8 protein-coding genes and 1 pseudogene are annotated in these 15,209 nt (G+C 75.1%); 7 read left to right on the forward strand and 2 right to left on the reverse strand.

Annotation, left to right across the window (positions count from 1 at the left end; genetic code table 11):
• Positions 1–458 precede the first annotated feature (458 nt).
• The 6 genes from KSNIM_RS23520 to KSNIM_RS23545 all read left to right on the forward strand — a co-directional run bounded on the left by KSNIM_RS23520 (position 459) and on the right by KSNIM_RS23545 (position 10,656).
• Positions 459–1,523, forward strand: coding sequence for a patatin-like phospholipase family protein (locus KSNIM_RS23520; protein WP_263105143.1), 1,065 nt, complete (start codon positions 459–461; stop codon positions 1,521–1,523).
• Between the two features lie 133 nt (positions 1,524–1,656).
• A complete protein-coding gene (locus KSNIM_RS23525) occupies positions 1,657–2,166 on the forward strand; it encodes a DUF6912 family protein (RefSeq protein ID WP_263108075.1) in 510 nt (169 codons plus the stop codon).
• 30 nt (positions 2,167–2,196) lie between these two features.
• Positions 2,197–2,856, forward strand: coding sequence for an HAD family hydrolase (locus tag KSNIM_RS23530; protein ID WP_263105144.1), 660 nt, complete (start codon positions 2,197–2,199; stop codon positions 2,854–2,856).
• Between the two features lie 145 nt (positions 2,857–3,001).
• A complete protein-coding gene (locus KSNIM_RS23535) occupies positions 3,002–4,582 on the forward strand; it encodes an aldehyde dehydrogenase family protein (RefSeq protein WP_263108076.1) in 1,581 nt (526 codons plus the stop codon).
• A 317-nt stretch (positions 4,583–4,899) separates the two neighbouring features.
• Positions 4,900–9,840 carry an NAD-glutamate dehydrogenase gene (locus KSNIM_RS23540; RefSeq protein WP_263105145.1) on the forward strand — a complete coding sequence of 1,647 codons (4,941 nt, stop codon included), beginning with the start codon at positions 4,900–4,902 and terminating at the stop codon, positions 9,838–9,840.
• Positions 9,841–9,999: 159 nt separating this feature from the next.
• Positions 10,000–10,656, forward strand: a complete 657-nt coding sequence (locus KSNIM_RS23545) for a hypothetical protein (protein WP_263105146.1) — start codon at positions 10,000–10,002, stop codon at positions 10,654–10,656.
• A 57-nt stretch (positions 10,657–10,713) separates the two neighbouring features.
• Here the strand turns inward: KSNIM_RS23545 and KSNIM_RS23550 are convergent, their stop codons facing one another.
• Both KSNIM_RS23550 and KSNIM_RS39140 read right to left on the reverse strand, forming a co-directional pair.
• The gene (locus tag KSNIM_RS23550; protein WP_317634050.1) at positions 10,714–12,627 is read right to left on the reverse strand and encodes an FtsK/SpoIIIE domain-containing protein; all 1,914 of its coding nucleotides are present in this window, start codon (positions 12,625–12,627) and stop codon (positions 10,714–10,716) included.
• 196 nt (positions 12,628–12,823) lie between these two features.
• Positions 12,824–13,441, reverse strand: a pseudogene (locus KSNIM_RS39140) (FHA domain-containing protein); the annotation flags it as partial.
• A 190-nt stretch (positions 13,442–13,631) separates the two neighbouring features.
• On the opposite strand from KSNIM_RS39140, the gene KSNIM_RS23555 reads away from it, so the two are divergent.
• The coding region (locus tag KSNIM_RS23555) for a serine/threonine-protein kinase (protein WP_263105148.1) at positions 13,632–15,209 on the forward strand (1,578 nt) is incomplete at its 3' end.

A 15,209-nucleotide genomic window follows, 5' to 3' on the forward strand; every position in this document is an offset into this window, starting at 1 on the left:
CGGCCGGGGTGCGGGTGGCGGACGGGCCGGCGCGGCTGCACCCGCCCCGGCACGTGCACCAGCGGCCGGACCAGCGGCAGCGCGGCGCGGTCCGCGGCGTGCTGCGCGGCGTGGGCGGGGGCGGTGGTGCAGTGCTCGGCCATCGGCCGACCTCCTGTCGGGCGGGTTCCGGCGGGGTGCCGCTGCTGTTGCTATCGACCGCCCGCGGCGGCGCTCAAGGACTCTCCCGCGCCGGCCGGACGACTACCGCCGTGTCACCTATCCGGGTGATACGGGCCCGGGCCGCCGGGCCGGCCGAGCTGCTCCCGGGGCGGCCGGTTGACGTGCGGGAAGGTGCGGCGGTGCACGAAGGAGTACGGCCGGGACAGGTGAAAACCTCGCCGCGCGGCGGCCGGGCGACCGGATCTACCGCCGGGTAGGGCGGAGGATCGGCAGTCGGACGACCCCAGGGAGGCGGCATGGCGACCGAGGTGACCACCGGCGGCGAACCTGCCGCGGCCCGCGGGGCGGGCGGACCGAGACGCGGGCTGGTGCTCGGCGGCGGCGGCATGCTCGGCGCCGCGTGGACGGTCGGTGCGCTGTGCGCGGTCGAGGAGGCCACCGGCTGGCGGCCCGGCTCGGCGGACGTGCTGCTCGGGACCTCGGCCGGGGCCATCCTCGGGGCCCTGCTCGCGGCCGGCGTCCGGCCGGCCGAGCTCCGCGACCACCAGCGCGGGCTGCCGATCACCACCGGCCCGCTGGCCGGCGTCGAGTTCGACTACGACACGGCGGCCGGCGGCGCGATGCCGCTGCGGCCCGGGCCCGGCATCGGCTCGCCCGGCCTGCTCCGGGACGCCGTCCGGCACCCGCGCGACTACCCCTTCCTCACGATGGTGTCCGCCGTCGTGCCGCCCGGCCGCGGCTCGGTGGCGCCGGTCGGCGAGCTGGTCCGCGCGCTGCCCGGCGGGGACGGCTGGCCGGACGGCTCACCGCTGCGGGTGGTCGCGGTGGACTACCGCAGCGGCCGCCGGGTGGTCTTCGGCGACGCGGGGGCCCCGCCCGCACCGATGGCCGACGCGGTGATGGCGTCCTGCGCGATCCCGGGCTGGTTCGCCCCGGTCGAGGTGGACGGCAGCGGCCCGTACGTGGACGGCGGCTGCTGGTCGGCGACCAACGCGGACCTGATGGTCGGCCGCGGCCTGGACGAGATCTACGTGCTCGCCCCGATGGCCCTGCGGCTGCACCCGGAGGGCCGGGCCGAGCCCGGCCGGGGTGCGGTCGCCGCGCTGCGCGAGTGGCGGGCCCGGGACCGGCCGCGCGGCATGCTCGCCCAGCTGGTCAGCCGCTACCGGCGCACCGTCACCCGGCAGATGATGCGCGAGGCCCGGCTGCTGCGCGCCTCCGGCACCCGGGTGCAGCTGCTCGCCCCGACCCTGGCCGACCTGGCCGTGATGGGCCCCAACATGATGGACCCGGCCCGCCGGCCCGAGGTGCTGGACTCGGCGTTGCGCACCACCCTCGCGGCGCTCGGCGCGGCGCGCTGACCGACCGGTGCGCGGGCTCTCCGCCGTCCGGGCCGTGCGGTGATCACCGGGCCCGTATCCTTGGGGGCGCGGCGGTCGCGGCCCGACGGTCCGCACGACCGAGGACATCACCCCGAGGAGCGGAGTGCCAGCGATGCGCGTGTACGTGCCCACCACGTTGACCGGCCTGGCGGCGGCGCACCCCGGCGGCGTCCTGGAGCAGGTCGCGGCCTACGCCGTCACCCCCGCGCTGCGCGAGTGGTACGTCAGCGACGACATCGAGGAGCTGGAGTACGCGGCGCTGAACCGTGCCGCGCAGGCCTCGCTGCGGCTGCTGGCGGCCGACCCGGACGCGCCGCGCCGACGGGTCGTCCTCGCGGTGGAGGTCGCGGAGTCCGCGGTCGGCGCGTTCGCCGGCGACGAGTACCAGGACCAGGCCTCGCTCGGCCGGGTGGTGCTGCACGGCCCGGTGCCGCTGGCCAAGGCCGCCGCGGTGCACGCCGACGTCGCCGACGCGGACGTGCTCGCCGACGTGGCGGCAGCGGCCGCCGCGATCGAGGCCGCCGACAAGGGCGACGAGGACGCCCAGTTCACCGTCGACGGCGCCGAGGACCACGAGCTGCTTTGGTTCGCCACCCAGGAGATCCCGGGCCTGCTGGCCTGACCGTCGGCTGCGGCAGGTAGCGTTCCTGGGATGCGCACGCACATCGTCTGGGACTGGAACGGCACGCTCTTCCACGACATGGAGGCCGTGCTGGGTGCCAGCAACGCCGCCTTCGCGACCGTCGGGCTGGCCCCGCTCAGCCTGCAGGAGTACCGCGAGCTCTACGAGATCCCGATCCCGCGCTTCTACCAGCGGCTGCTCGGCCGGGTGCCCAGCCAGTCCGAGTGGGAGGCGCTGGACGACGCCTTCCACGACCGCTACCGCGAGCTCAGCCCCGGCTGCGGCCTCACCGAGGGCGTCCCGGAGCTGCTGAGCGGCTGGACGGCCCGGCCCGGCCGCAGCCAGTCGCTGCTGTCGATGTACGAGCACGAGCGGCTGGTGCCCGTGGTGGACGCCTTCGGGCTGACCGACCGGTTCCTGCGGGTGGACGGCCGCACCGGTGCCTCCGGCGGCCGTAAGGCGGGCTTCCTGGCGGCCCACCTCACCGCGCTCGGCCCGGACCTGCAGGCCGCCCGCACGGTGCTGATCGGCGACGCCGCGGACGACGCGCAGGCCGCCCTGGAGTCGGGCATCCACGCCGTGCTGTACACCGGCGGCTCGCACACCCGGGAGAAGCTGGAGGCCGTCGGCGTGCCGGTGGTGGACTCGCTGGCCGAGGCCGTCGCGGTGGCCGAGGAGCTGACCGGCTGACCCGGCCCGGCGCCTGCCGGGCCCCTGCTGGCCGCGGCCGGTCGGGGCCGGCCGCGGCCAGGCGTGTCGACGGGCCCGGATCCGGCCGGCGGCGGTCAACCTGGTGGGGCAGCCGTCACCGGAACGAGCGGAGCCCCGCATGCCCCTGGACGCCGTCACCCGGGTCCCCGCCCCCGTCAGCGAGCCGGTGCGCGGCCACGCCCCCGGCAGCCCCGAGCGGGAACGGCTGGAACGCCGGATGGACGAGCTCGCCGCCGAACCCGTCCCGCTGCCGATGACGATCGCCGGCGAGCAGCGGTTCGGCGGCGGCGAGCGGATCGACGTCGTCCAGCCGCACCACCACGCCGCCCGGCTCGGCCTGCTCGGCAACGCCACCCACGAGGACGCCCGGCTCGCCGTGGACGCCGCGCTCGCCGCCGCCCCGGACTGGCGGGCACTGCCCTTCGACGAGCGGGCCGCCGTCCTCCTGCGCGCCGCCGACCTGCTGGCCGGACCCTGGCGGGAGACGATCGCCGCGGCCACGGTGCTCGGCCAGTCCACGACCGCCCGGCAGGCCGAGCTCGACGCCGTCTGCGCCCTCGCCGACCTCTGGCGGTCCGCAGTGCACGCCGCCCGGCGGATCCTCGCCGAGCAGCCGGAGTCCCCGCCCGGGACGTGGCGGCGCGCCGACCACCGGCCGCTGGACGGCTTCGTCTACGCCCTCACCCGGTTCGACTCCACCGCCCGGGCCGGGTACGCGGCCACCGGCCCCGCCCTGATGGGCAACACCGTGGTCTGGAAGCCCGCGCCCGCCCAGACCCTCGCCGCCCACCACCTGATGCGGCTGCTGGAGGCGGCGGGACTGCCGCCCGGCGTGGTCAACCTGGTCACCGGCGACGGCCGGGCGCCCACGCAGGTCGCGCTCGCCAGCCCCGCCCTCGCCGGGCTGCATTTCACCGGCGCCACCGAGACCTTCCACAGCCTGTGGACGGAGATCGCCGCCCACCTGGGCCGCTACCGCAACCACCCGCGGATCGCCGGCGCGACCGGCGGCAAGGGCTTCCTGCTCGCCCACCCGTCGGCCGACCCGGACCTGCTGCGCCCCGCGCTGCTCCACGGCGCCTTCGCGTACCAGGGGCAGAACCGCTCGGCGATCGCCCGCGCCCACCTGCCGCGCACCCTCTGGCGGCGGATCCGCGCGGACCTCCTCGCCGAGGTCGACGCGCTGGCCGTGGGCGACGTCACCGACCTCGGCACCGCCATGGGTGCGCTGATCGACGGATCGGCCTACGAGCGGACCCGCGCCGCGGTCGACCGGGCCGGGCACGACCCCGGGGTGGAGCTCGCGGCCGGCGGCCAGTACGACGACGCCATCGGCTGGTTCGTCCGCCCGACCGTGCTGGAGTGCACCGGCGGCCGCAGCGAGGTCCTCCGGTCGGAGTGCCCCGGACCGGTCCTCGCCGTCCAGGTGTACGAGGACGCGGACTGGGAAGCCGCCCTGCACCGGGTGTGCACCGACACCCCGCAGGCAACGGCCGGCTCGGTGCTCGCCCGGGACCGGTACGCGACCGCGCAGGCCGTCGACCGGCTCCGGTTCGCCGCCGCCGGCCTGCACGTCAACGACGGGCCGGGCGGTGCCGGCGGCAGGGTCGGCACCGCCCCGGACCTGCTGCGCTGGACGTCGGCCCGGACGGTCGAGGAGACCTTCGCACCGCCCGCCGGCGACAGCCGGATGCACCCGGGGTGACGGGACGGAAACAGCTGACAGGGGCTGACACGAAGTGACCCGCCGGTTTGGACAAGGTGTCCAGTAGGGCGTCGGCATCCTGCAGGATTGCTCCTCCGTGTCCCCTGACACCTTCGTTTCATCAGGTTAGGCTGACTGGCGTCGCCGGGGCCTTCCCCCGCTGGCCAAACGAGCTGTCGTACCCAGGTGCAGGGCTTCTCATGCGTGGCACGAGCGGTTTTCGCCCCCGGGATACGGGAGTATTGCGGACAGACCCGGCGGTGCACACCCAGCCATCACCGAGTCACGCAACGGCGCGCGACAGGAGCCAAACAGTCATGCAGACCAAGCTGGACGCAGCCAAGGCCGAACTGCTCACCAAGGCAGCAGCAGCCGCTGAGAACAGCCAGGTGGGGGGAGCGGCGCCAGGGGAGGGTCTGAGCAACGGCGCTCTGGCCGCGTACCTGCACCACTACTACCTCCACACCGCGCCCGAGGACCTGGTCGACCGCGACCCGGTCGACGTCTACGGCGCGGCCGCCTCCCACTACCGGCTGGGCCTCAAGCGCCCGCAGGGGACGGCGGAGGTCCGGGTGCACACCCCGACCGTCGAGGAGAACGGCTGGAGCTGCGGCCACACCGTGGTCGAGGTCGTCACCGACGACATGCCCTTCCTCGTGGACTCGGTCACCAACGAGCTGACCCGCCTCGACCGCGGCATCCACCTCGTCGTCCACCCCCAGCTCGCCGTCCGCCGCGACATCACCGGCAAGCTGCTGGAGATCCTCGACGTCGACGCCTGCTCGCGCAGCCAGGCCGCCGGCACCGAGTGGCCCGCCGACGCGATCGTCGAGTCCTGGATGCACATCGAGATCGACCGCGAGACCGACCGCGCCGACCTCCGTTCCATCGAGACCAACCTGCGCCGCATCCTCGGCGACGTCCGCGAGGTCGTCGAGGACTGGTCCAAGATGCGCGACTCCGCGCTGCGCCTGGCCGACGAGCTCGCCGAGCAGCCCCCGGCCCACCTGCCCGAGCAGGAGGTCGGCGAGGCCTGGGAGCTCATGCGCTGGCTGGCCGACGACCACTTCACCTTCCTCGGCTACCGCGAGTACGACCTCGTCGAGCACCAGGGCGAGGAGGTCCTCAAGGCCGTCGCCGGCACCGGCCTCGGTATCCTGCGCGCCGACCCGCTGAGCCACGACAGCGACCACCACCCGGTCAGCGAGGCCTTCGGCCGGCTGTCGGCCCCCGTCCGCGCCAAGGCGCACGAGAAGAAGCTCCTCGTGCTGACCAAGGCCAACAGCCGCGCCACCGTGCACCGCCCCGCCTACCTCGACTACGTCGGCGTCAAGCGGTTCGACGCCAACGGCGAGGTCGTCGGCGAGCGCCGCTTCCTCGGCCTGTTCTCCTCCGCCGCGTACACCGAGTCGGTCACCCGCATCCCGGTCGTCCGCCGCAAGGTCCAGGAGGTCATCACCACCTCGGGCTTCTCCGGCGACAGCCACGACGGCCGCGACCTGCTGCAGATCCTGGAGACCTTCCCCCGGGACGAGATGTTCCAGACCCCGGCGGCGGAGCTCCAGGCCATCGCCACCAACGTCCTCTACCTGCAGGAGCGCCGCCGGCTGCGGCTGTTCCTCCGCCAGGACGAGTACGGGCGCTACTTCTCCGCGCTGGTCTACCTGCCGCGCGACCGCTACACCACCCGCATCCGGCTGCGCCTGACCGAGATCCTGAAGGAGGAGCTCAGCGGCGACGCGATCGACTACACGGTGTACGCCACCGAGTCGGTCCTGACCCGCCTGCACTTCGTCGTCCGGGTCGCCCCCGGCGCCGAGCTGCCGCAGCTCACCGACGCCGAGGTCGAGCGGATCGAGGCCAAGCTGGCCGAGGCCGCCCGGTTCTGGATGGACGGCTTCAACGACCAGCTCCACATCGAGCTGGGCGAGGAGCGCGCCGCCGAGCTCGCCCACAAGTACGCCAACGCCTTCCCCGACGGCTACCGCGCCGACTTCACCGCGCGCACCGCCGTCGCCGACCTCAAGCAGATCGAGGCGCTGCACGGCGAGGGCGACTTCCGGCTCAACCTGTACCAGCCGGTCGGCGCCGGCGACGACGAGCGCCGCTTCAAGATCTACCGCGTCGGCGGCCCGATCTCGCTCACCGAGGTCCTGCCGGTGCTGCAGCGCCTGGGCGTCGAGGTTCTCGACGAGCACCCGTACGCACTGCGCCGCTCCGACGGCACCACCGCGTGGGTGTACGACTTCGGCCTGCGGCTGCGCGAGGCCACCGAGCTGACCGACGAGGCCCGCGAGCGCGTCCAGGACGCCTTCTCGGCCACCTGGACGGGCCGCGCCGAGAACGACGGCTTCAACGGCCTCGTCCTCACCGCCGGCCTGACGTGGCGCCAGGCCATGATGCTGCGCGCCTACGCCAAGTACCTCCGCCAGGCCGGGAGCACCTTCTCCCAGGACTACATGGAGGACGCGCTCCGCAACAACGCGCACACCACCCGCCTGCTGGTGAACCTGTTCGAGGCCCGGCTCAGCCCCAGCCACCGGCTGGGCGCCGACGAGCTGACCGAGGGCCTCATGGAGGAGCTCGACGGCGCGCTCGACGAGGTCGTCTCGCTCGACGAGGACCGCATCCTGCGCTCCTTCCTGCACCTCATCAAGGCCACCCTGCGGACGAACTTCTTCCAGCACGCCGACGACGGCGACTGGCACTCCTACGTGTCGATGAAGTTCGACCCGAAGGCGATCCCGGACCTGCCGGCGCCCCGCCCGGCCTTCGAGATCTGGGTGTACTCGCCCCGCGTCGAGGGCGTCCACCTGCGCTTCGGCAAGGTCGCCCGCGGTGGCCTGCGCTGGTCCGACCGCCGCGAGGACTTCCGCACCGAGATCCTCGGCCTGGTCAAGGCCCAGATGGTCAAGAACACCGTCATCGTGCCGGTCGGCGCCAAGGGCGGCTTCGTCGCCAAGCAGCTGCCGGACCCGTCGGTGGACCGCGATGCCTGGCTGGCCGAGGGCGTCGCCTCGTACAAGACCTTCATCTCGGCGCTGCTCGACATCACCGACAACCTGAAGGGCGGCGAGGTCGTCCACCCGGTCGACGTGGTCCGCCACGACGAGGACGACACCTACCTGGTCGTCGCCGCCGACAAGGGCACCGCGACCTTCTCGGACATCGCCAACGGCGTCGCCGAGTCGTACGGCTTCTGGCTGGGCGACGCCTTCGCCTCCGGCGGCTCGGCCGGCTACGACCACAAGGGCATGGGCATCACCGCCCGCGGCGCCTGGGAGTCCGTCAAGCGGAACTTCCGCGAGATCGGCGTCGACACCCAGGCCGAGGACTTCACCGTCGTCGGCATCGGCGACATGTCCGGTGACGTCTTCGGCAACGGCATGCTGCTCAGCGAGCACATCCGCCTGGTCGCCGCCTTCGACCACCGACACATCTTCCTCGACCCGAACCCGGACGCCGCGGTCTCCTACGCGGAGCGCCGCCGGCTGTTCGACCTGCCCCGCAGCTCCTGGGACGACTACGACAAGTCGCTGATCTCCGCGGGCGGCGGCGTGTTCCCGCGCACCGCGAAGGCCATCCAGCTCTCCCCGCAGGTCCGCGAGCGGCTCGGCGTCGAGGCGGCCAAGCTCACCCCGGCCGAGCTGATGAAGGCGATCCTGCAGGCGCCCGTCGACCTGTTCTGGAACGGCGGCATCGGCACCTACGTCAAGGCCTCGACCGAGACCAACGCCGAGGTCGGCGACAAGGCCAACGACGCGATCCGGGTCAACGGCAACCAGGTCCGCGCCCGGGTCATCGGCGAGGGCGGCAACCTCGGCTGCACGCAGCTCGGCCGCATCGAGTTCGCCGCGAGCGGCGGCCCCGAGGGCACCGGCGGCTGGATCAACACCGACGCCATCGACAACTCGGCCGGCGTCGACACCTCCGACCACGAGGTGAACATCAAGATCCTGCTCAACCAGGTGGTCGCCGACGGCGACATGACGGTCAAGCAGCGCAACGCCCTGCTCGCCGAGATGACCGACGAGGTCGGCCGTCTGGTGCTGCGCAACAACTACGCGCAGAACGTGGTGCTCGCCAACGCCGTCGCGCAGGCCCCCAGCATGGTCAACGTGCACGCCCGTATGATCAGCCGGCTGGAGGCCGACGGGCAGCTCGACCGCGCCCTGGAGTTCCTGCCCACCGAGAAGCAGATCCGCGAGCGCCAGCAGGCCGGCCGCGGGCTCTCCCAGCCCGAGCTGTCGGTCCTGCTCGCCTACACCAAGATCACGCTGGCCGACGAGCTGCTCGCCACCGACCTGCCCGACGACCCGTACTTCCGCGACGCGCTGCACCTGTACTTCCCCAGCGCACTGCGGGCCCGGTTCGCCGAGGCGATCGACAACCACCCGCTGCGCCGCGAGATCATCACCACCCTGATCGTCAACGACACGATCAACCGCGGCGGCTGCACCTTCGCCTTCCGGCTCCGCGAGGAGACCGGCGCGACGATGGAGGAGATCGCCCGCACCCACGCGGCCGCCCGTGCCGTCTTCGGCCTGGAGCAGCTCTGGGACGACATCGAGGGCCTGGACAACAAGGTCGCGGCCCGGGTGCAGACCAAGATGCGCCTGCACGTCCGCCGGCTCGTCGAGCGCGCCACCCGCTGGATGCTCAACAACCGGCGCCAGCCGCTGGACATCGCCGGCACCATCGAGTTCTTCCACGACCGGGTCAACCAGGTCTGGGAGAGCCTGCCCAAGCCGCTCCGCGGCGAGGACCTGGCCTGGTTCGAGGCGGTCTACGAGGAGCTCGCGTCCGCCGGTGTGCCGGACGAGCTGGCCAACCGGATCGCCGGACTCTCCTCGGCGTTCCCGACGCTCGACATCGTCGGCGTCGCGGACCGCTCCGACTCCGACGTGATGGAGGTCGCCGAGCTCTACTACGACCTCGCCGACCGCCTGCAGATCACCTACCTGCTGGACCGCATCATCGAGCTCCCGCGGACCGACCGCTGGTCCTCGATGGCCCGCGCCGCCATCCGCGAGGACCTCTTCGCGGCGCACTCCGCGCTCACCGCGGACGTGCTGGCCTGCGGCCCCGCCGGCTCCTCCCCGGAGGACCGCTACAAGGCCTGGGCGGACCTCAACGGCACCCTGCTCAGCCGCGCGAAGACCACGCTCGACGACATAAGGGGTTCGGACAACTACGAGCTGTCCAGCCTCTCTGTCGCGATGCGGGTCATCCGCACCCTGCTGCGCACCGGCCGCTGACCGGCTGACGAGGGGCGCGGGGAACCGATCCGGTTCTCCGCGCCCCTCGCGCGTCCCGGCCCGTCACCGGCCGGCCCGCGGCGCCGTGGCACGATCCTGACGAGGAGTGGCAGCCCCGCCACTGACGGCGGATCAGTCCCGCTGGCTACGGTCGCTCCCATGACGCCGGTTCCCGGGCTTCCCACCACGCCGACGGCGCTGCCGACCGCCGACCGCGTCCGCGCCCACGTCACCGAGCCCGTCGCGAACCACAGCTTTCGCAGCTACCTCTTCGCGATGCTGCTCACCGAGCACGAGGGCGTCCGGCCCGGCACCGACTTCGACCCCGAGCTGCTGTTCCACGCCTGCGCCCTGCGCGACCCGGGCACCTCGGCCACGGCCGAGGGCGTGCAGCGGTTCGAGGTGGAGGGGGCCGACATGGCCGCCGTCCTCCTCACCGGGCACGGGGTCGGGCACTCCTCGCCCGGCATCGCCGAGCGCCGCGGACCGCTGGCGTACCTGGCCCGGCGGGGCGTCACCGCGGACTTCGGCCGCGCCACCGGGTTCGTCACCGGCGCGCAGGGCCAGGAGATCCCCACACGCGGGCCCCGCCTGCGGATGGCCGCCTCGCTGGTCGAGGAGATCGTCCGGCACGCCGAGCGCGGCGGCCTGCAGACCGCCCCCCGCTACAGCCTGCCCGGCGAGCTGCTGCGGGAACGCGGCAGCGACCGCCGGCCCACCGAGCTGGAGCCGGCCGCGGCCGCCGCACGCTGGGGCGGCCAGAGCGTCTCTTCAAAGGTGCACGGACGCCTCGTAGGTGCCCCCACGCGCCCCTGAACCGACCACTGAGCGCCTTTGAGGACGCCTCCTGGGCGCCCTGTCCGGGCGGCCCGCTCAGCCCTGGGCGGCGGCCCGCTGCAGGGCGCTGGCGAGCAGGGCGAGGTCGGTCGGCCCGTTGCCGAGCTCGCGGACCGGGCGGCGGGTGGGCGGCAGGCCGAGCTGCATCGGGTCCACCGCCACCACCGTCGGCCGCAGCGTCGAGGTCCGCGGGATCCGGCCGCTGACGCGGGCGGTCTGGAAGGCCGTCACCCCGCCGTCCGGGCGCAGCAGGTAGCCGCGGCCCGGCGTCTCCTCCGGCAGGGCAGCGGCGTCCGGCAGGTGGATCAGCTGGTCGGACTCGGCGGGGTGGTCGGTGCGCAGCGCGATCCGCAGCTGGGCGGCCTCGTCGATCTCGGTGCCCGCCGTCCGCTCCGGCGCGCCGGTCGCGGCGACCAGGTGGACGCCGAGCCGGCCGCCGCGCTCGGCGACCGCGGCCAGCGCCCGGGCGAGCGGCCGGCCGGCCGGCGAGGTCGGCGCGTACAGCGCGTCGAGGTCGTCGACCACCACGACCATCCGGGCGGGCACCCGCTGCGCGGCGGCCGCGTCCGGCGCGGTCCGCTGCTCGACCACCCGGGCGGCCGCGGCCGCGGCTGCGGCCCCGGTCGAACCGCCCGCGGTGACCAGGGCGGGCGCCTTGCGGAGTATCCGGGCGGTGTGCCAGGCGGTGAAGTCCCGCCCGCCGAGCAGTGCCTCACGGCGCGACAGCTCGTCCAGCAGGGCCTCGGCGGTGAGCAGGGCCTGCCGCGGGTCCGCGGCGGCGTCCAGGTGGGCGGTGACGTGCGGCAGGTCGGTGCAGGCCCGCAGGCCCGCCGACTGGTCCCGGTCGGCGGGGGAGCGGGACTCCACCACGGTGATCTCCAACCGCTCCGGGCGCTCGGCGACCGCCAGCGAGGCGACCAGGGTGCGCAGCAGCTCGGTCTTGCCGGAGCCGGCCGCGCCGCCGATCAGCAGGTGCGGGCCGCCCTCCGCACTGTTGCCGTCGAAGGCCTCGGCGTCGGCGAGGTCGACGGTGCACAGGCCGTCCCGGGCGGTGCCGATCAGGGCGGTGGCCGCGCCGGCGCCGTCCGGCAGCTCGGCCCAGCGGTCCGAGAGCTTGGCCGGGGTGACGGCCTCCAGCCGCAGCAGGTCGAGCAGGCGCAGGGCGTCCGGCAGCGGGCCGCGGGCGGCCGGGGCGGCCTCCCGCAGCGGGGCGAGCGCCCGGGCGAGCCGCTCGGCCCAGGCGGCCGGGACGGCGTCCAGCGCGACGTCCTCGATCCGCTCCCGGGTGCCGCCCGCGGGCAGGTCGACGGTCAGCCGGGTGGCGACCTCGCCGGTCACCGCGGCGCGGGCGCCGACACCGGCCGGCAGCTCCCCGTCGGACTCCGCCAGACAGACCGTGAAGACGCCGACGGCGGGGCCCTGGCGGAGCAGCAGGTCGAGGCCCTCGCGGGCGGCCGGGGTGCCAGGATCGCCGTCGACGAGCAGGACGGTGGCCTCCGGGCCGCCCGAGGCGGCGGCCAGCTCGGCGAGCCGGGCCTCCGCCTGCTCGGGGCCGAAGCCGACCAGCAGGCGGCAGTCCTGCCCCTGGCCGGGGCGCAGCTGGGGCAGCCACATCGTCCAGTGCCAGTCGGCGGCGCGCTGCTCGTCGGCGGCGACCACCACCAGGGCGAGGCCGCTCGGCGGGTGCAGCACGGCGAGCTGGGCGAGCACGGCGCGGGCCAGCCCGGTCAGCCGCGGTCGGGGCCCGGCCAGGCCGAGGCTGCCGGCGGTCTGCAGGTCGACGGTGACCGGGACGGCGGGCAGCAGGGTGCCCGGGGCGGTGCCCGGACCGCCGGGCCGGTCGGCGGTGCCGAGCCGGACGGCGAGCGCGTCCGGGTGGGCCGGGGTGCGCTCCCACAGCCGGGGGCCGGGGCCGAGCGCGGTGAGCAGCAGGGCGGCCGGGTCGGCCACCTGGGACGTGCGGGGCCTGCGAGGGCGGCGGGGGCGCCGAGGCGGCTGCCCGGGCGCCCGGCCGGTCGGGGAGCTGGAGGTGGCCGTCGCCGTCCGGGACGGCCGGCCGCGACCCGGAATTCCCCCGGATCTCCGGGCGGGCGATCTGCAGGGTCGACTCGCCGAGCCGGACCAGCCCGCCGTCGGGCAGCTGGGCCGCGTCGCCGCGCAGCCACCGGCCGTCCAGCAGGGTGCCGTTGGTGGAATCGAGGTCGCGGACGGAGACCGTTCCGTCGGCCAGGTGCAGCGCGAGGTGCAGCCGGGAGACGTCCGGGTCGTCGAGCGGCACGTCGGCCTCGCTGGAGCGGCCGACGCTGATCTCCTCGCCGTGCAGCCGGTGGACGCCGCCCGCGTCGGGGCCGCCGACGACCCGCAGCTCGGCGGCGGCGGGCAGCTCCTCGGGCCCGTTGTCCGGGTCCGGTTCGCCGAGCGAGAGGACCGCGCCGTCGATCAGCGGGGGACGGCCGAGCAGCGCCTGGTCGTCCACCCGCTCCGTACCGGCGTACAGCTGTACGTGCGTGGCGGAGCGCGGGCCGCGCACGCCCGCCGCGCCCGCGAGCGCGCCGGCGACTGCGCCGAGCGCCGTGCCGGAGGGTGCCGTGACCAGCACGTCCGTGGACGATCCGGCGCCGGCCGGGCCGCTGCGCGGTCGAAGGACGGTGAGCCGGATCTGCATCTCGCCCGGGTCCCTTCTGCACACGTGTGGTGCCTGCCATCCTGCCACCCTGGAGCGACAGTCCGGGCACGGTACCGGATTTGACGATCTTGCGATCATCGCCCGGGCCGGGCCGACGGCACGTCAGCCCGGACGTCCCCTAGGGGGCGCCCCCGAGACTTCCGCGCAGCTCGCGGTGCGCTCGCCTCGGCAAGCCGCCCGGGCACCGTTAGAGTTTGCGAAAACCGCGGAATCGTGGCCACCTGTCCGACCTCCGGGCAGCGAGGACGAGCGACCACAGGAGTCACAGGTGCGGCCGGTCGGCAGCAAGTATCTGATCGAGGAGAGCCTCGGGCGAGGGGCCACCGGTACGGTCTTCCGCGGCCGGGTCCGCGACGACGCGGCCGTTCCGGGCCTGGAGCCGGGCCGCGCGGTCGCCGTCAAGGTGCTGCGCGAGGAGCTCGCCACCGACCCCGACGTGGTGATGCGCTTCCTGCGGGAGCGGTCGGTGCTGCTGCGCCTGAGCCACCCGAACATCGTTCGGGTCCGCGACCTGGTGGTGGAGGGCGAGCTGCTGGCCCTGGTGATGGACCTCGTCGAGGGGCCGGACCTCTTCCGCTACCTGCGCTCCAACGGCCCGCTCAGCCCGATCGCCGGCGCCCTGCTGATGGCGCAGATCGCCGACGCGCTGGCGGTCAGCCACGCCGACGGCATCGTCCACCGCGACCTGAAGCCGGCCAACGTGCTGCTGGCGACCACGGCCGGTCCGGACGGCTCCGAGCAGATGCACCCGATGCTCACCGACTTCGGCATCGCCCGCCTCGCCGACTCCCCGGGGATCACCCGCACCCACGAGTTCGTCGGCACCCCGGCGTACGTCGCCCCGGAGTCCGCCGAGGGCCGCCCGCAGACCGCCGCGGTCGACGTGTACGGCGCCGGCATCATGCTCTACGAGCTGGTCACCGGCCGGCCGCCGTTCCAGGGCGACGGCCCGATCGCGGTGCTGCACGCCCACCTCGCCCAGGAGCCGGAGCGCCCGCGGTCACTGCCCGAGCCGCTGTGGACGGTCATCGAGCGCTGCCTGCGCAAGAGCCCGGCCGAGCGGCCGACCTCGGTCGCGCTGGCCGAGGCGCTGCGGGTGGTCGCCGCCGGGATCGGCGTGCACTCCTCGCCCGCCGCGGTCGAGGCCGCGCTGGCCGTCGGCGACCTGCTGGTGACCGACCCGGCCCTGGCCGCCCCCGCGCCGACCGCGGTGAACCCGCTGCCGGCAGGCTCCGCCGACGCCACCCAGGTGCTGCCCTCGCGCGGGTTCGACCAGGGCGCCGCGACCCAGGTGGTCGCCGCCGCACCGGGCGCCGAGGACCGCACCCAGGTGATGGCCACGCCGCCGCCGGCCGGCGGGGCGGACCGCACCCGGGTGATGCCGCCGGTGCCCCCGGGCGCGCCCGCCGTCGAGCCGGAGGCGCCGCACCCGTGGCAGACCCAGCTGCGCGCCGCCCGCGACCGCAACCAGCAGACCCAGATCGGCTACTTCGACCCGGAGGAGCTGGACCGCCCGCAGGTCGCCCCGCAGCCGTACCAGGCGCCGCCGCCCTACCAGGCCCCGCCGCCCTACCAGGCCCCGCAGCCGTACCAGGCCCCGCAGCCCTACCCGGCACCGCAGGGCAGGCCCCCGCAGCCGCCGCAGAACGGCCGCGGGTCGGGCGGTTACTCCCAGCGCCCGCCGGTGGCCCCGCCGCCGTACCAGGCCCGGCAGAACCCGCCGCAGCCCCCGCAGGGCTACCGGCAGCCCCCGCAGGCCCAGCCGCAGCCCTACCAGGCCGCGCCGGCCCCGCAGGCGTACCCGCCGCCGCAGCAGCCCGCGCCGGCCCCGCAGCGCCGCCAGGAG

The organism is Kitasatospora sp. DSM 101779 (genome assembly GCF_025655475.1).
Lineage (GTDB): Bacteria > Actinomycetota > Actinomycetes > Streptomycetales > Streptomycetaceae > Kitasatospora.

Bases quoted from the DNA above. Each gene is read 5' to 3' on its own strand.
- KSNIM_RS23545 (WP_263105146.1), top strand. From the start codon at position 10,000: ATGACGCCGGTTCCCGGGCTTCCCACCACGCCGACGGCGCTGCCGACC.
- KSNIM_RS23540 (WP_263105145.1), top strand. From the start codon at position 4,900: ATGCAGACCAAGCTGGACGCAGCCAAGGCCGAACTGCTCACCAAGGCA.
- KSNIM_RS23525 (WP_263108075.1), top strand. From the start codon at position 1,657: ATGCGCGTGTACGTGCCCACCACGTTGACCGGCCTGGCGGCGGCGCAC.
- KSNIM_RS23520 (WP_263105143.1), top strand. From the start codon at position 459: ATGGCGACCGAGGTGACCACCGGCGGCGAACCTGCCGCGGCCCGCGGG.
- KSNIM_RS23530 (WP_263105144.1), top strand. From the start codon at position 2,197: ATGCGCACGCACATCGTCTGGGACTGGAACGGCACGCTCTTCCACGAC.